A 17,588-nucleotide genomic window follows, 5' to 3' on the forward strand; every position below is an offset into this window, starting at 1 on the left:
AAATATTGTTTATAAATAGTAAAAAAGACCTGGGTCCTTGGATGGGGTGCGGTTGAGATGAAGGACAAAACAACAAAAAGATGGAGTACCTACGAGACGTTCTTTGTTGAACTAGGAGATTATAAGGTTTCCGATATCGTCATTACCAACCATGCTAGGAGCCGTTGGGTAGATCGGGTAGAGAGCGAGAAAACCGGCTATGAGGATATTGCAGAATTCATGTGGGAATGTTTGAAGAAGGGACAAGTGGTATCTTATTATCGGAATGAACAAGATGTATACTTGATTGACGATGATTTGGTATTTGTTGCGGAGTTTGCCCCTTCCGAGAAGGATATGGATCTATTAGGCAATCCTTTACATAAGATGATTGTCGTAACCTTCTTGGGACGTATGTCCGAGACGATGGAGCTGCGGGATTTGAAATCTTATTATTCGTGGCTGCGTCATTCGAGAAGAATGACGCTTGTAAAGAACAGTCGGAAGAGAAGATAGAATGGATAAGCTCTGGCAATAACGCGACTCTCATTACGAGATCGCGTTATTTGTAGTATACTAACGCTAATAGAGGGGATGGTCGACAGATGGCACTTAATTTTCATCAGCTTCATATTTTTCATACCGTAGCCGAGCGTGGAAGCTTCTCTGCTGCCGCCCAGTTCTTACATATGACCCAGCCTGCAGTTACGATGCAGGTGCAATCACTGGAGGATTATTTCGGCACCAAGCTGCTTCAGCGATCGACGAAACGGATTGAATTGACGGAGGCTGGAAGGGCGCTAATGCCTTATGCGAGAAGAAGCATTGAATTGATTCGGGATACCGACCAGGCGATGTCTGCGTTCACGCAGCAATTGAAAGGGCGCCTGCAATTAGGTGCGAGCTTGACCATTGGCGAATATGTTCTGCCTCGGCTGCTCGGGCCATTCGGCCAAGAGTATCCTGACATAGCCATTAGAATGAAGGTATCGAATACGACGCAGCTCATGGAAGATATATTGAATCATCAGTTGAATTTCGGATTGATTGAGGCGCCTGTCAATCATCCGGATATGCATATGGAGGCTGTAATGAGTGATGAATTGAAGCTCATCGTGCCGAAGGGTCATCCTTTGTCGAGCAAGTCTAAGGTAATGCTCGATGAGGTGGCGCAATATCCATTTGTTCTAAGAGAGCAGGGGTCAGGAACTAGGCTTGTTATGGAGGACCAGCTCCAGCGCAAAAATATAGATCCGGCTTCTCTGAAGATCGTGATGGAGCTTGGCAGTACGGGAGCAGTTAAATCTGCTGTAGAGGCCGGCCTTGGCGTGTCGTTCTTGTCTGCATCGTCTGTTAAGCATGAGGTGGCTCTAGGGCTTCTTCATATCGTTCCGATAGAGAATGTCCGATTCAAGCGGCAGTTTTATTCGATCTATTTGCGGTCGGCACTGCTGCCTATTTCTGCCGTTACTTTTCTATCTTTTTTGAGGGAGCGTGACTTGCAGCAATGGCTTTGAATCGAGCGGATTTACATACGCATACAACGGCATCGGATGGCATGCAGGCGCCTGCCGTTAATGTTCAGCTTGCCAAAGCCGCAGGCTTGTCAGCGATAGCGATTACTGACCATGATACGATGGCAGGGGTAGAGGAGGCGCTGGAGGAGGGTATTCGCATCGGCATAACTGTGGTGCCAGGTGCCGAGCTAAGCACAGTTGCCGAGGGACAGGATATACATATATTGGCTTATTATGCTGATCAGCATAATGAACGATGGCAGGAACGCTTGGCAAGCTTGCGCAGCGTGAGAGATCAGCGAAATGAGCGGATTGTCGCGAAGCTCGTTGAGCTGGGCATTCCGATTACGATGGAGGAAGTTCTTGCGATAGCGATGGAACGGATGGATCGGGATGGGGGCACGATAGGGCGTCCGCATATTGCTGATTTATTGATCCGCAAGGGTATTGTAGCGTCAATGTCTGAAGCTTTTGATCGTTATTTGGCTTCAGGACGTGCAGCTTATGTGAATCTGCCGCGCTTGCATCCTTTTGAAGCTATTGAGTGGATACGAGAGGCGGGCGGGACGAGTGTTCTTGCACATCCTGGTCTTTATCATAATGATGAGCTTGTTGAGGATATTGTGCGCCATGGCGTGGAAGGAATTGAAGTATTCCACTCTGACCACGGCATCGAGGAAGAGGAACGTTATTCCAAGCTGGCTTCCCAATATGGTCTTCTTGTAACGGGAGGATCGGACTTCCACGGTGAGCGTAAAGGGGAAGTGTTCCACGGCGCGATTGGAAGTCGGTCGGTTGATGCTGGGGTTCTGAGGGAGTTACGCCGCAATAAGTAATAGAAATGCTGTGAGATAGGTATTAAGCTGGCTGATGTAGCAGCTTAATTCGAGCTGAAAGCAGCAATATTGAGCTGTTCCAAAAGTCATAAATATGACTTTGGAACAGTTTTTTTATAGAGCGAGGGCTTCGGTTGCTCTATAGTATGTAGGATTCGGACTCTAGGAGCGCTATCTCTTAACGTTGCAGTCAGCTCATATGAGGCGCTTACCTTATTCTGTGAAGCTTTTTTCGTAAGAATGCTTAGTGCTGAGTCGTACTTGGGGATAGCGTCAGTTGTGGTCATTAGTCGGGAATCGAGCATCCCCACTAATGAGCATAACTTCATTGTTGCACCTTTTTACCTGTTTGTACGGTGATATAGAGCAAAGGCATTCACTAATTTGTGCATTCTATTCCTTCTCTAACTGGGGGAAGGCTGCTTCTATCATTTAATAACAGCCAGCATTGAGCAAGCCCAACCAACTATGAGATCTAGAAGCCTGAGTCGAAAGTGGGAGTCACAATAGAAACCACGATATTAACAGCATAGAACCAAGAGTTGACAAGCAGCTGGTATGAGAATGCAGATGTAATAAAGTCACGGGAGGATGGGGATTTACTTATATACAAAAAAAGCGCAGGTTCCAGACTAACGTTGTCCTGGAACCTGCGCTTTTTCATGAAAAGAATTATCGCTTGTCCATTCGGCTGACCTCCTAAAGAGGAAGCAGACTTTTTGAGACAGCAGTTGTTGTACTAATTGACGATTCGAGAAGGCATTGCTTTAAGACGTTGTTCATCTGGTGTAATGAATAGCGTTTTTTGATGATCATAAATAACGAATCCCGGCTTTGCACCGCTGGGCTTGCGGACATGGCGGATCGTGGTATAGTCAACGGGGATCATGCTTGAAGCCCGTGCCTGACTATAATGCGCGGACAGCATAGCAGCTTCTTCCAGCGTTGTATCCCCGAAATCTGCGCCTCTAATCACGACATGAGAGCCCGGAATATCCTTAGTATGCAGCCATGTATCGCTTGGTGAAGCCAGTCGATTAGTTAAATATTCATTCTGGGTATTGTTTTTACCTACGTAAATAGCTACGCCTTCTGAGGAGGTATAGCAAAGCAGAGAAGGACGGGATGTTTTCTTGCGTTTCGGCCCTCGTTTTACTCTATCTCTCAAATACCCCTGTTCGACCAACTCATCCCTAATTTCCTCGATATCAGAGAGGGCCGCATTATCCATCTGTTGGAGCAAGGATTCCAGATAAGCAATTTCTTCCTCAGCAAGCTTCATTTGCTCATTAACGACGGCAATGCTGTTCTTATGCTTCGTATATTTGCGGAAATAACGCTGTGCATTATCAGAAGGGCTGAGCTGCGGATCTATCTCAATCCGAATAGTCGCTTGCTCCTCGTCATAGAAATTGATCAGCTCTATGGACTTGTCACCTTTGCCGATCTGATGCATATAGGCGGTTAACAGCTCACCTAAAATACGGTATTTATCAGCATCGTTAGCTTCACTCAGCGTTTCTTGAAGCTTTTCGATTTTTTTGATGTTTTTGTTTTTCTCATTCTGAACGAATCGAATTAAATCAGCAACGCGCTGCTTCACCGTATCGCGCTCTGCTTTATCGCCATAGTAGGCTTCCAAGCATTCGCTTATGCTGGCGAATGTTTGCATGGGTCCAGAGAGATGAGTCAATGGCGTAACGGAGAAAAAAGCTTTGCCTTTTTCATCTGACGTGATTACTGGGGCATAGTTCTTGTTCCTGATGTCTTCCATTAAGCTCTCAAAGCTGGTCCATAGCTTACTCAGGTCATTTCGGCTCTCATCCGCGCGATATACGATTTCTTTGGCTAGGAGTGGACTTAACCCGCTGAACGCTTGAACAAGCTGCTGATGCAGCGGCATGCTGCTCTCCGTGTCTTGGTCAGCGGAAGCTTGATCAAGAGCAGAAGAGAATTCGGCTTCGTTAAGGATAGCTAACGGATCTCTTTTGCCTTGATCGGGCGGTGCAGTGTAGAGGCTTCCTGGCATGACGATACGGAAGCTGCTAATTGCTGGCGTTACATGATGGATGCCGTCATGTATCGTGCCTTGGCTCGGATCAAGCAGGATGATGTTGCTGTGGCGTCCCATAATTTCAATAATAATCGTCTTGGCAGACAGGTCGCCGAGCTCATCCCGATGCCGTATATCAATATGAATGATTCTCTCACGACCGACTTGCCTTATTGCTTCAATTGTAGCTCCTTCGCAGTGCTTTCGCATAAGCATGCAGAACATTGGAGCTTCAAGCGGGTTCGTATAGGACGCATGGGTCCAGTGTACACGCGGATAAGTAGGGTTCGCTGAGATGAGCAGCTTGCCTTGTGCTCCTGCTCCGCGAATGCTGAATACGAGATCATGATTCGTTGGTTGGTGAATTTTATGAATACGAGCGCCAACGCAGCGCTGCAGGTCTTCTACAATCGCATGGATTACGATGCCGTCTAAAGCCATAATAGGGATCTCCTTTTAAGAGGTTGTTCAAATAGCTTGAACAGCACTTTGATAGATGTCTTCCTCTATCATGCCATAGTTTGCATAAAAACTTAAGTCCTCATGGGATATTTTGCGGGTTGTCCGAATACATTTAGGCTTAAGAGGCTGTCCGAGGTGCGCTCGGCATATAGGGGAGGGAGTCATAAGATGGAACAATTGAAATGGCACCAAATGGGGACGAGCGAGCTAGCGGACGCGCTCGCCAGTTCTCCAGAGCAAGGGATATCGGCGGCGGAAGCGGCTGATAGGCTGGAGAAGAATGGACGCAATGAGCTGACAGAAGGCAAGCGAGTGCCGCCAATTATGCTTTTTCTTAATCAATTCAAAGATTTCATGGTGCTTGTGCTCATGGGCGCTACTCTCATATCGGGCTTGCTCGGCGAGTATTTGGACGCGATAACCATTGTTGCAATTATTGTAATTAATGCGGTACTAGGCTTCGTGCAAGAATTTCGTGCGGAAAAATCGCTGCATGCACTTAAAGAGATGTCCGCTCCATCAGCTAAGGTACTGCGAGGCGGTGAGCAAATTGATATTGCAGCAAAAGAGCTCGTTGCAGGCGATATTGTACTGCTTGAGAGTGGAGATCGAATACCGGCGGATATTAGGCTTCTGGAAGCAAACAGCTGCTATGCGGAGGAATCCGCTCTCACGGGAGAGTCGGTGCCTGTAGGGAAGCACGCCGCAGCAATTAGCGAAGACGAGCTCCCGTTAGGCGATCAGCGTAATATCGGGTTCATGGGGACGATGCTGACACGAGGTACGGCTAAGGGTGTCGTTGTGCGGACAGGCATGAATACAGAAATGGGCAAGATAGCTGGACTAATCCAACAGACAGAATCCATGGAAACGCCTCTGCAGCACAGATTGGAGCAGTTGGGCAAAATCTTGATCGCTGTAGCGATCGGCTTGACCATCATGGTCGTCGTGGCAGGGATTATGCATGGACAGCCTGCCTACGGCATGTTCTTGGCGGGTGTGAGTTTGGCCGTTGCAGCTATTCCAGAAGGATTGCCAGCCATCGTGACGATTGCGCTCGCTTTGGGCGTACAACGGATGATTAAACGGAAGGCGATTGTCCGCAAGCTGCCTTCGGTTGAAACGCTGGGCTGCGCATCGGTTATTTGCTCAGACAAGACAGGCACGTTGACGCAAAATAAAATGACCGTAACAAATCTGTGGATGGGCGGTCGTCATTTGCAGGTGACGGGAGAAGGCTACGAGCCGTCCGGCGGATTATTAGAGGATGGCAGCCCGGTAGATGCGAAGCATGACACGTCATTGAAGAGACTGCTGCAAATTTCAGCGCTATGTAATAATGCGACGGTAAGCAAGGTAGAGCTGCCTGATAATAAGAAACGGAAATCAAAGGAAGTGCAGGAGGAATGGGTATTAAAAGGCGATCCGACCGAAGGGGCATTGACGGTGCTGGCAGCGAAGCTCGGCGTTACGAGCAGCTCGCTGGAAGGTTTATATAAGCGCGAGCGTGAATTTCCATTCGATTCTGAGCGCAAGCGGATGTCGGTTGTCGTCTCTCATCAAGGTGGACGCGTTATTTATACCAAGGGAGCATCAGATGTGCTGATGGATCATTGCAGCTATGTTCTGTGGGATGGCAAGGTCGTTCCATTCACAGCAACCTTGAAGAAGAAATGTGCAGATGCGGCAGAGGAAATGGCGGAGTCCGCTCTTCGAGTGCTCGGCCTGGCTTATCGTGATTTGCGCAGCACGGATATATGCGAGACAGAGAGCGATGCAGAACACCAGCTTGTATTCGTCGGACTGACAGGCATGATTGATCCTCCGCGCCGAGAAGCACGGGATGCTATTGCGACTTGCCGCCGTGCCGGCATTAAAACGGTGATGATTACAGGCGATCATCAATTAACGGCAGAAGCCATTGCAGGTCAGCTTGGCATTATGCCTCGCAACGGGATTGCTATGAGCGGAAGACAGCTGGAGGTTATGAGCGATGAGGATCTGGACAAGGCGGTTGACAATACCTATGTATACGCAAGGGTATCGCCTGAGCATAAGCTGCGTATTGTAAAGGCGCTGCAGCGGCAAGGTCATGTTGTAGCGATGACCGGGGACGGGGTTAATGATGCTCCTGCAATTAAAGCAGCTGATATCGGTATTGCGATGGGCATTACGGGTACAGATGTCTCCAAAGAAGCATCCGCACTTGTACTTAGTGATGACAACTTCTCAACCATCGTCTCTGCAATCGAAGAGGGCCGCAACATCTACGAGAATATCCGCAAGTTCATCCGTTATTTGCTCGCTTCCAATGTCGGCGAAATATTAACGATGTTCCTGGCGATGATGGCAGGCTTGCCGCTGCCGCTCGTTCCGATACAAATATTGTGGGTCAATCTGGTTACCGACGGTTTACCAGCGATGGCACTGGGGGTTGACCAAGCAGAAAAGGATCTTATGCAGCAGAAGCCGCGTTCAGCTAAAGAAAGCATATTTGCCAGAAGGCTTGGCTGGAAAATAATAAGCCGCGGCGCTTTGATCGGCTTATGTACGCTTGGAGCCTTCTGGATTACACTCAATGAATCTCCAGACAGCGCTTCGCATCTCGTAAAAGCCCAGACCGTAGCATTCGCTACACTCGTGCTGGCGCAGCTTATTCATGTGTTCGATTGCCGCAGCTCACGTTCGATCTTTCATCGCAATCCGTTCCAGAATCGCTATCTTGTATTAGCAGTCTTGTCGTCGCTCGTTCTTATGATTGGGGTGCTTTATATCGAGGCGCTTCAGCCTATCTTTAAGACGGTGCCGCTTGGATTCCGCGAATGGTGTCTTGTCTTCGTAGCGGCAGGCATCCCTACCTTCCTTATGGGAATTGGAAGCGTGCTCGGCTCGAATAAATCGAAGCAAAAACAAAAACTATCATTTGGCTCTAAAACGACTGTAAGATGACATAAAAATGCAAATGTTCAGTGAAATTATGAATAGCCTTTCTCCCTGCTTTGCGGTATGCTAATAGGAAAAATGATAGCTATTTTTACTGAAGGCTGCAGCAAAGGGAGTGCAAAGAATTGGATTTCACAAAGATGAATGGATTGGGCAATGATTTTATCGTGGTTGCAGGCAAGCAGGAGCTACCCGATAATGCTGCTCAGCTCGCGATTGATCTATGCAATCGGTTTTTCGGCATCGGGGCTGACGGACTCGTATATATTTTACCTTCTGAAGCAGCGGATTTCCGGATGCGCATTATTAATTCCGACGGTTCTGAGGCAGAGCAATGCGGCAACGCGATACGATGCGTCGCCAAATATGTATATGATAATGGTCTAACCGATAAAGAGGAAATTACGATAGAAACGCTTGGTGCAGGAGCTCAGAGAGTTCAGCTTCAGGTGGACAATGGCGAGGTTCAGACCGTTCGCGTCGATATGGGCGAGCCGATTCTGAATGGCCTTCAAGTTCCAACGACGGTGGATGCTGATATCGTTACCCAGCATCCGATCGAAGTGGATGGCCGACAATTTCTTTTCACAGCAGTATCAATGGGCAATCCGCATTGTGTCATCTATGTGGATGATGCTGTTCATTTCGACCTTGCTGCATGGGGTCCGAAGCTGGAGACCCATCCAATGTTTCCGCGCAAAATCAACGTGGAGTTCGTAACGGTCAATTCACGTACTCATACGGATATGCGCGTATGGGAGCGGGGCGCAGGCCCGACCCTTGCCTGCGGCACGGGTGCTTGCGCGACGGTGGTGTCTTCCGTATTGAATGGCTTGACCGATCGTACAGCGACTGTATCGCTGAAGGGCGGAGACCTTCTGATTGAGTGGAATGAGACGGATAATCACGTCTATATGACAGGGCCTGCGGCACATGTGTTCCGCGGCTCTTTGTAAAGCGGGTGCGAATATGAACAGTAGAATTGCAACGGACAAATTGGATCTAAGAAAAGCGCTTTCGACACATATCTTGCCCGGTGACGGTGCCATGGGAACCTATCTGTATCAGATGGGGTTCCCAGTTGGCATTTCTTATGAAGAATTGAACACGCTTCGCCCCGATGTCATTGAGAATGTGCATCGGCAATATTATGAAGCGGGCGCTCGAATTATTGAGACGAATACGTTCTCGGCTAACTTGGAGAAGCTGTCGAAGTATGGCTTGGAGTCTGATATGGAAGCCATTAACCGTGCTGGCGTCCGTATCGCGCGCAATGCGATTGGGGCGGATGCCTACGTTGTCGGTGCAGTTGGCTCTATTCGTTCAGGCAAGCTCAAAAACATGCGTACAGCTAAACTAAGCGAAGCCTTCGAGCGCCAGATTGATGCGCTTCTAACAGAAGGCGTAGATGGGCTGTTGCTGGAAACCTTTTATGATCTTGACGAAATGATGTTGGCTTTGCGGATTGCCCGGGAAGCATCGGACGTACCGGTAATTTGCCAATTCGCTGTAGAGGATGTTGGACGAACGCAGGATGGCATTAGTCTGGACGTAGCCTTCAAGCAGCTTCAATTGGCGGGAGCCGATGTTGTTGGTTTTAACTGCCGCAGCGGTCCAAACGGTATTATGCGCGCTATAGACAATATTTGGGGTCCCGTGGACCTGCCATTATCGGTATTCCCGAATGCAGGAATACCTGATTATGTAGACGGCAAATATACGTATTCTGCAGGTCCTGATTATTTCGCAGAGTCTGCACGCCGCTTCGCGGATCGCGGAGCACGCATCATTGGCGGCTGCTGCGGTACGACGCCGGAGCATGTAGCTGCCATGGCATTAGCTTTGAAGGATTACATTCCACTTGGCGAGCGTAATGCAGCAGAGGGAGCAGTAGCTACCCCTGCGGAAGTTGTTATTGTACAACCGGCAGAAGAGAAGAATTCATCTGCTGTTATCTCCGGAACCACGGATGGACAGGCTCCAGCCTCCTCCATTGTTGACATTGTGAAGGAACGCCATACGGTTATTGTAGAGCTCGACCCTCCGCGTGACTTGGATATTCGAAAATTCATGGACGGAGCAGCAGCTTTGAAGGCTTGCGGGGCGGACGCTCTAACGATGGCCGATAATTCACTTGCGGTTACCCGCATGAGCAATCTGGCTTTGGCTGCACTTGTTCAAGAGAAGATTGGCTTCCGTCCGCTTATTCATATCGCTTGTCGTGACCGTAATCTAATAGGCACGCAATCGCATATGATGGGGCTGGATGCACTGGACATTGACCATGTACTTGCTGTGACAGGCGATCCTGCGCGATTCGGAGATTTGCCGGATTCCAGCTCTGTCTATGATCTTACCTCATTCGAGATGATTCGAATGATTAAACAGTTGAATGAGGGTATTGCTTTCTCTGGCAAGCCGCTTAAGCAAAAGGCGAAGTTCGTTGTTGGAGCTGCGTTCAATCCGAATGTCAAGCATCTGGACAAGGCTGTTCAGCGTCTGGAGAGAAAGATCACATCGGGCGCCGATTATATTATGACGCAGCCTGTATATGAGCCTCAATTGATTGAGCGAATTGCAGAAGCGACGAAGCATCTCTCTGTTCCTGTGTTTATTGGCATTATGCCGCTTGCGAGCGGACGCAATGCTGAGTATTTGCACAATGAAGTGCCAGGCATTCAACTGTCCGATGAAGTGCGTCAGCGGATGGCGGGCCTGGAGGGCGAAGCGGGCAGAGCTGAAGGCGTGAAAATCTCCAAGGAGCTGCTGGATGTCGCGTTAGCCCATTTCAAAGGAATCTATTTCATGACCCCGTTTATGTTCTATGATATGACGGTTCAATTAACCGAATATGTATGGGAGAAAACGGGAGTAAGCAAGTAATAATAGAGGCTTGAGCAGGAGAATTAGCTATTTTCGCTTTTTCTCTTGTTCGTTTGCTCAAAATCAATTAAAATATATAGCAATGGGCATTTGCTGCTGTGACGGTTGAAGAGAAATGTGAGGAAATGGCAGCTTATGTCTTTGGATGCGGATACCGCTCTAGCAGCGAGAACGTATGCTCCGGACTTTTTTCGTCAACAATAGTGCAATGGTTCTGTCGCTATTTGGCACAGATGATTCAACCTCATCGTCCAAACAATTTTATAAATAGAGTTTATTCGGGCAGTTGCACGAGGAAGACCGGAGGGGGAAATCTGGCTTGGCTATCAAACTTATTAATATTGGATTTGGTAATATTGTTTCGGCAAACCGTATTATATCCATTGTAAGCCCGGAATCAGCACCAATTAAGCGAATCATTCAAGAAGCTCGTGACCGTCATATGCTAATTGACGCTACTTATGGACGACGCACTCGAGCTGTCATTATTACAGACAGCGATCATGTTATTCTATCGGCGGTGCAGCCGGAGACGGTAGCGCATCGTTTGTCGACCAAGGATGACGATAACGACGAATAGTACGGGGAGTATTATGGATAAGGGATTATTAATTGTATTGTCCGGACCTTCCGGAGTAGGCAAGGGAACGGTATGTACCGTCCTGCGCCAAAAGATGCCGGAGCTCGTGTATTCCGTGTCTGCAACGACTAGATTGCCCAGACAGGGTGAGATTGATGGCATCAATTATTTCTTCAAATCGAAAGAGCAGTTCCAAGACATGATTTTGCGTGATGCTTTGTTGGAGCATGCAGAATATGTGGGCAACTGCTACGGAACTCCAAGAGATTTCGTGGAACGTACCCTTGAGAGCGGCAAAGATGTCATTCTGGAGATTGAAGTGCAGGGAGCCTTGAAAGTGAAGGAGAAATTTCCTCAAGGCGTGTTTGTATTTCTAATGCCTCCGTCTTTGGATGAGCTCAAGCAACGTATTACCGGCAGAGGTACCGAATCGCAGGATACGATCGATCACCGGATGACGGTTGCCGTGGAAGAAATCAATCTGCTTAGCCATTATGATTATGCCGTGGTTAATGACCAGATTGATGCTGCATGCCACCGTATTCAAAGTATTATTGTAGCAGAGCATTGCCGCAGGGATCGTTACTGGTCTCAGCCTACGGAAGTGCCTGCTGCGAACCAGAAAGCTTGAGCGAGGTGAAAGGTTATGCTATATCCTTCTATTGATGAGATGGTTAAGAAAGTAGACAGCAAATATTCTTTGGTGGTTGCGGCTTCAAGACGCGCACGGATGCTTCGTAATGGAGACAAATCCGAGCTTCGCAATCCGAAAGCCCGCAAGTTTGTTGGTGTGGCCTTGGAAGAGATTTATCACGATATCGTGCTTGTTGAAACGTCCAACGACGACAACAAATCATAAGGCAACCGCAACCAAATAATCGAGCTCGTCAATTTGACGGGCTCGATTATTTTTTATTACATAGATAAAAGCTCGCTCCTCTTGTCAACATTGTTAAGTGATAGGAGGAGCGAGCTATAGATATAGGTGGGTTTATTCAGGCTGATCAGCTAAAAATTTGTCAATGAAGTGATAAGCTTTTTCTTTGTTTTTAGTAAAAGCGCTGACACCAACAACAAACTTCTTCGCGGTATAAATAGGCCATTCTTTGGTTAAAGCACTGCTTGTGATATCAATGCCAAACGTTTGCCTGGTAGGGTTCTCGATCGTTGCATCTTCATAAGTTGCATCCGTAGCTTGAGCTTTCTTGAGAATTTCTGCGGCACCTGCCTCTCCATCAAGACCGAGAAGCGCACCTTGTGGAGCTACCCAATCAAAGGCTTCTCTGTCAAAAATGTAGACATCAGGACGCTCGGTGCTGAGCATTAGCATTGCTTTTTGCTGATAAGTCACATTCATAGCATTACCCAGGGGAAGGTAATTGAAATTCACTTTGAAACGCTTCCATTCCGGAAATTGAGCTAGCATCGATTCTTCTAATTGCTCATATTTGGCTGGCTTTCCGGTGCTGTCTTGCAATATATATTCGCCCATAACCATGACATATAAGTCAACTGGAGGGAGGCTCGCGAGACGGGCTTGCTCTTCACGGTGATCAATGTAGCTGAATATGCCGTAAATAATGAGGCCAATGAGGAGAATAGCGCCCATGGTATGAAATTTGTAATAGCGCCAAAAGTGGTCGATCTTCTCCGCAGTGCCCGCCATATTTTTGAATTTGCCGTATTCCTTCTGATTGAACGCTTCTGTGGATTTTTGGTTCTCATAATCCAGAATAAAGCGATAGGCTGCATTCACGGCATCAAAATCATTAGATTGCTGCTGTTGCTGTCTCGAGCGCGCTTGACGCAGTAGGGTTGTGTAACGCTTATCCACATCTTCCTTAGAAGCATTCTCGGGAAGGCCCATTGTTTTATAGGCTTGCTGTAACTCGTTCATGGGGATTCACCTCAGTCATTTTTAAGGAGCTCATAAGATTCCTACTATCTAGTATACGTATTTATAGAGAAGATTTCCAATCTTTCAACGGGTGCTGTTGAAGGCTCCAATTTGCAGGCTCATATGGTATGATAGGGAAAGCGCGAATGAGCTCGCAGGAAATAGTCAATACATAGATTAACAGCTTGTAACGGGGGAAAAATCATGATAAAAGGCAAAACGATCCTGTTAGGGATAACAGGAGGGATCGCAGCATATAAAGGCGCTGCACTATGCAGTAAGCTTGTGCAAGCAGGGGCAGACGTACACGTTATTATGACGGAATCGGCTGCCAAGTTCATTACCCCACTAACCCTTCAAATACTATCTCGTCATCCTGTACATATAGATACATTCGATGAACGGAATCCGGCTGTCGTCTCACATATCGATCTTGCAGATCATGCGGATCTTATTGTGATCGCTCCTGCAACAGCTAATATAATTGGCAAAATGGCAAATGGGCTCGCTGATGATATGCTAAGCACGACACTGCTTGCGGCATCCTGCAGCGTTCTGGTAGCCCCGGCAATGAATGTTCATATGTATGAGCATCCTGCTGTCGTTCACAATCTGGAGCTGCTCGCTTCACGCGGTGTACTGTTCGTTGAGCCAGGCACAGGCCAGCTAGCCTGCGGTTATGTTGCCAAAGGCAGACTAGCCGAGCCCGAGGATATTGTAGCTGCAATAGAGACGTTGTTCCAGCAGCAGGGAAGACTTGCTGGCAAGCATGTTCTCGTAACGGCAGGCGGTACGATGGAGCGTCTCGATCCGGTACGCTATTTGACGAATGATTCATCGGGGAAAATGGGCTTTGCTATTGCCGAAGCAGCCCGATTAATGGGAGCAACAGTTACTGTGGTTGCGGGGAGGACGACAATAGAGCCTCCAGCTGGGGTGAAGGTTGTTAGAATTGAATCTGCCCAGCAAATGCTGGAGGAGGTGCTTGCGAGGTTCGAGCACTCCGACATTGTGATTAAGGCGGCGGCTGTAGCTGACTATCGTCCTGTTCAAGTGCAGGAGCAGAAGCTGAAGAAAAGCAGCGAAGCCTTCACGTTGGAGCTGGAGCGGACGACGGATATTCTGCAAATGCTTGGAGAACGAAAGAGTCATCAGCTGCTGATAGGGTTCGCCGCCGAGACCGAGCAAATTGAACATTATGCCATGGACAAGCTGAAGCGCAAGCACTGTGATCTGATTGTAGCTAATGATGTAAGTGCAGAAGGAGCAGGCTTCAATGGCGATACGAATATCGTTCAATTGTTCGGAGCAGAAGGCTTGATTGCCAAGCTGCCGCTTATGTCTAAGCGCGAGGTCGCACAGCGTCTGCTGGAGATCGCTGCGGAGCGGCTGCCTAATGGCGAGGGCCTCTGCGAATGATCGCTAAAGTCATCGTTGATGTACCGAGTAGGCAGACGGACCGTCCGTTTGATTATGAGGTTCCTGTTAATTTGGCAGATTGGGTCGAGGTGGGCAGCCGTGTAGGCGTTCCATTTGGCGGTCGTGTGCTGCAGGGCTTTGTGACTGAGCTTGCAGATACAGCGGACATTGATCCCAAGCGTCTCAAGCCGATATCGGAGCTGCTTGACCCGCTGCCTCCGCTTTTGCCTGATTTGATCGAGCTTGCTCGGTGGATGAGCGATAAATATTGCTGTTCGTGGACGACTGCGCTCCAAGCGATGCTGCCTGCTGCCTTGAAGGGCAAGGCGGAACGGTACATCAGCTTGAATAAAGCTGCTGCGGAAGCAGGGGAAGGGCTTACCGCGGTGCTTCCGCAGGAGCTTACGGAATGGATTGGGAAGCAAGAGCAAGTGAAGCTAACTACACTGCAACTCCGTTATCCGCAATATTCTGCTGCTGTGAAGGATGCGCTGAGAGAAGGCGTATTAACGGAGCAGACGTCGATTCGCGATCGCCTTGCGATCCGCAAGGTGCTTACGGTGTTTCCTCCAGCGGATAAGGCTGCTGCACAAGCAGCGCTGGATGATTTCCCGGCTCGTGCGGGCAAACAGCGTGAACTGCTTGCTTTTATGATCGGACAAAAGGAGCCGCTGCCTTTGCAATTGCTGCTAGCAGAAGCGGGAGGATCTCCTGCTAGCGTTCGCGCTCTAGCGGACAAGGGGTGGATTGCGCTTCAAGAGGTCGAGCAGCAGCGCGATCCTTATGCAGGGCGTGAATTCAAGCGCACGCAGCCCCTGCCCTTAACGGAAGGCCAGTTGGCTGTATATGAGCGGATCGTTTCGACTGTTAATCGCGAGGAGTCCCAGGTGCTCTTGCTGCATGGCGTGACAGGCAGCGGTAAAACAGAGGTCTATTTGCAATCCATTCAGCATTGTCTAAAGCAAGGAAAGCAAGCAATCGTGCTTGTGCCAGAAATATCGCTGACTCCGCAAATGGTCGATCGCTTCAAAGGGCGCTTCGGCGATGCAGTAGCCGTTCTGCATAGTCGCTTGTCTAATGGTGAGCGTTATGATGAATGGCGCAAAATCCGCCGGCGTCAGGTCCAGGTTGCCATTGGCGCCAGATCGGCTATATTTGCACCTTTTGAGCGAATTGGGCTTATTATTATTGATGAAGAGCATGAATCCTCTTATAAACAAGAGGATAGTCCCAAATATCATGCTCGTGACGTAGCTGTTAAGCGGGCAAAGCAGCATGGCGCGGTAGTTGTGCTAGGCTCAGCTACACCTTCATTGGAATCCTTTGTAGCTGCCAGCCGCCAGCCGGCTCCCGGACGGGAGTCTTCGCTGCTGCCTCTGCCGGACCGAGCTCTTGGCGGTCCTTTGCCGCCAGTGACTGTTATTGATATGCGCTCTGAATTGCTGGAAGGCAACCGTTCCATGTTCAGCCGCCGTCTTCATGCCGCTCTTGCCGAACGTTTGGAGCGCGGCGAGCAATCCGTGCTGCTGCTGAATCGAAGAGGGTATTCGACGTTTGTCATGTGTCGTTCCTGCGGCTATACGGCAGCCTGCCCGCATTGTGATATATCGCTTACGTATCATCAGAAAACACGTGCGCTGCGCTGTCACTATTGCGGCCATGCTGAGTTGGCACCGAGCGAATGCCCTTCCTGCTCCAGTGAGCATATTCGGTATTTCGGCACAGGAACTCAGCGGGTTGAGGAAGAGCTTGCGAAGCTATTCCCAGGCATTCGGGTAATACGGATGGACGTGGATACGACGAATGAGAAAAACTCCCATGAAAAGCTGCTCAAGCAGTTTGGAGACCGCAAGGCGGATGTATTGCTCGGGACACAAATGGTGGCGAAAGGGCTGGATTTTCCATTTGTCACGCTAGTCGGCGTTATCGCTGCCGATACTTCGCTTAATCTGCCAGACTTCCGGGCAGGCGAGCGTACATTTCAGCTGTTAACTCAGGTAGCAGGCCGAGCTGGACGGCATCATTTGCCGGGCGAGGTAGTTGTCCAAACCTATGCGCCCGAACATTATGCGATCATGACTGCCAAGCATCATGATTATGCCGCATTCGTAAGAGAAGAATTGAAGCATCGCAGCGTGATGGGCTATCCTCCTTTTTGCCGGCTTGTGCTAATCACAATGTCGCATGAGCAGCTGCCGCTGTTGTCCTCAGTAGGCGAGCAGTTTGCCTTGCGGCTGAGAGAATTGGCAAGAGCTGAAGGGATTCTTGGTCCGCTTGATGGAGGTTTGCCGCGTGCTCTTGACGTGCTCGGCCCGGTTGCTTCGCCGATTTCGAGAATGAAAGATCGCTACCGTTTTCAATGTGTGATAAAATATCGTGGAAACATTGATGTCCCGGCGTTGCTTCGCCATGCGCTTGCCCCATTCACGGAAGGCTCGCCGCAGAAGCAGGTGCAGTTCAGCATTGATGTAGATCCACAAGTCATTTTATAAAAATAAATCAGATGATGAACGTAAAGGAAGGGAACGGCAATGGCCATCCGTATTATTGTGAAAGACCCAGATCCCGTACTTCGGGAGCCTGCCAAAGAAGTTACTAAATTTAATTCCAACCTGCAGAAATTGCTTAAGGATATGGCGGAGACGATGTATGACGCGGACGGCGTCGGCTTGGCTGCGCCTCAGATAGGTATTTCTAAGCGTGTTATCGTTGTCGATATTCAGGATGAGACCGGGCTTATCGAGATGGTCAACCCCGTTATTGTAGAGCAGGATGGCGAGCAGCTCGGTCCGGAGGGCTGTCTGAGCATTCCGAATCTGAATGGGGATGTTCTTCGTGCTGAGCGGATCGTTGTTAATGGCCAGAGAGCGGACGGTACGCCGTTCAGCGTAGAAGCAACCGGTTTCCTGGCGCGCGCTTTCCAGCATGAGGTAGATCATTTGAACGGCATTTTGTTCACTGATCTAGCAGAATCAATCTATGAGATCTCAGAGAGACCTAAAAAAGGCGGCGAGTAACA

The 17,588-nt window shown here is 48.9% G+C and carries 14 protein-coding genes; 12 read left to right on the top strand and 2 right to left on the bottom strand.

What is annotated here, in order from left to right:
- The first annotated feature begins 57 nt into the window (after window positions 1–57).
- From AC50YO_RS07045 to AC50YO_RS07055, 3 genes are all read left to right on the top strand, one after another.
- Entirely contained in the window at window positions 58–495 is a 438-nt protein-coding gene (locus tag AC50YO_RS07045; RefSeq protein WP_494844998.1) for a hypothetical protein, read from the top strand.
- A gap of 89 nt (window positions 496–584) precedes the next feature.
- Entirely contained in the window at window positions 585–1,496 is a 912-nt protein-coding gene (locus tag AC50YO_RS07050; RefSeq protein WP_494845000.1) for a selenium metabolism-associated LysR family transcriptional regulator, read from the top strand.
- Entirely contained in the window at window positions 1,487–2,332 is an 846-nt protein-coding gene (locus tag AC50YO_RS07055) for a PHP domain-containing protein (protein ID WP_494845002.1), read from the top strand. Before AC50YO_RS07050 ends, AC50YO_RS07055 begins: the two co-directional genes overlap by 10 nt.
- Before the next feature lie 739 nt (window positions 2,333–3,071).
- On the opposite strand, the gene AC50YO_RS07060 is transcribed toward AC50YO_RS07055, so the two are convergent.
- Window positions 3,072–4,826 carry an Rqc2 family fibronectin-binding protein gene (locus tag AC50YO_RS07060; RefSeq protein ID WP_494845004.1) on the bottom strand — a complete coding sequence of 585 codons (1,755 nt, stop codon included), beginning with the start codon at window positions 4,824–4,826 and terminating at the stop codon, window positions 3,072–3,074.
- A gap of 189 nt (window positions 4,827–5,015) precedes the next feature.
- Between AC50YO_RS07060 and AC50YO_RS07065 the strand changes: the two genes are divergently transcribed.
- The 6 genes from AC50YO_RS07065 (at window position 5,016) to rpoZ (ending at window position 12,112) form a co-directional block, all read left to right on the top strand.
- The gene (locus AC50YO_RS07065; RefSeq protein ID WP_494845006.1) at window positions 5,016–7,796 is read left to right on the top strand and encodes a calcium-translocating P-type ATPase, SERCA-type; all 2,781 of its coding nucleotides are present in this window, start codon (window positions 5,016–5,018) and stop codon (window positions 7,794–7,796) included.
- A 119-nt stretch (window positions 7,797–7,915) separates the two neighbouring features.
- Window positions 7,916–8,746: a diaminopimelate epimerase gene (dapF, locus tag AC50YO_RS07070; protein WP_494845009.1), complete on the top strand. Its 831-nt coding sequence runs from the start codon at window positions 7,916–7,918 to the stop codon at window positions 8,744–8,746.
- Window positions 8,747–8,759: 13 nt separating this feature from the next.
- Complete coding sequence (locus tag AC50YO_RS07075; protein ID WP_494845013.1) at window positions 8,760–10,673, top strand: bifunctional homocysteine S-methyltransferase/methylenetetrahydrofolate reductase; 1,914 nt, start codon at window positions 8,760–8,762, stop codon at window positions 10,671–10,673.
- A 319-nt stretch (window positions 10,674–10,992) separates the two neighbouring features.
- Window positions 10,993–11,253, top strand: coding sequence for an extracellular matrix/biofilm regulator RemA (gene remA / locus AC50YO_RS07080; RefSeq protein WP_005548256.1), 261 nt, complete (start codon window positions 10,993–10,995; stop codon window positions 11,251–11,253).
- Between the two features lie 13 nt (window positions 11,254–11,266).
- Window positions 11,267–11,884: a guanylate kinase gene (gene gmk / locus AC50YO_RS07085; RefSeq protein ID WP_494845314.1), complete on the top strand. Its 618-nt coding sequence runs from the start codon at window positions 11,267–11,269 to the stop codon at window positions 11,882–11,884.
- Window positions 11,885–11,899: 15 nt separating this feature from the next.
- Window positions 11,900–12,112 (top strand): DNA-directed RNA polymerase subunit omega, encoded by a 213-nt coding sequence (gene rpoZ / locus AC50YO_RS07090; protein WP_494845015.1) that lies wholly within the window; start codon window positions 11,900–11,902, stop codon window positions 12,110–12,112.
- A 132-nt stretch (window positions 12,113–12,244) separates the two neighbouring features.
- Here the strand turns inward: rpoZ and AC50YO_RS07095 are convergent, their stop codons facing one another.
- Window positions 12,245–13,150 (bottom strand): J domain-containing protein, encoded by a 906-nt coding sequence (locus AC50YO_RS07095; RefSeq protein WP_494845017.1) that lies wholly within the window; start codon window positions 13,148–13,150, stop codon window positions 12,245–12,247.
- Between the two features lie 204 nt (window positions 13,151–13,354).
- On the opposite strand from AC50YO_RS07095, the gene coaBC reads away from it, so the two are divergent.
- The 3 genes from coaBC to def are packed head-to-tail and all read left to right on the top strand — an operon-like array spanning window position 13,355 to window position 17,586.
- On the top strand, window positions 13,355–14,569 hold the full coding sequence (coaBC, locus tag AC50YO_RS07100; protein WP_494845020.1) for a bifunctional phosphopantothenoylcysteine decarboxylase/phosphopantothenate--cysteine ligase CoaBC: 1,215 nt from the start codon (window positions 13,355–13,357) through the stop codon (window positions 14,567–14,569).
- A complete protein-coding gene (priA, locus tag AC50YO_RS07105; protein WP_494845022.1) occupies window positions 14,566–17,061 on the top strand; it encodes a primosomal protein N' in 2,496 nt (831 codons plus the stop codon). The genes coaBC and priA overlap by 4 nt, the downstream gene beginning before the upstream one ends.
- Before the next feature lie 39 nt (window positions 17,062–17,100).
- Window positions 17,101–17,586, top strand: coding sequence for a peptide deformylase (gene def, locus AC50YO_RS07110; RefSeq protein WP_494845025.1), 486 nt, complete (start codon window positions 17,101–17,103; stop codon window positions 17,584–17,586).
- Window positions 17,587–17,588: the final 2 nt, after the last annotated feature.

This window comes from Paenibacillus sp. J22P59, assembly GCF_059383895.1.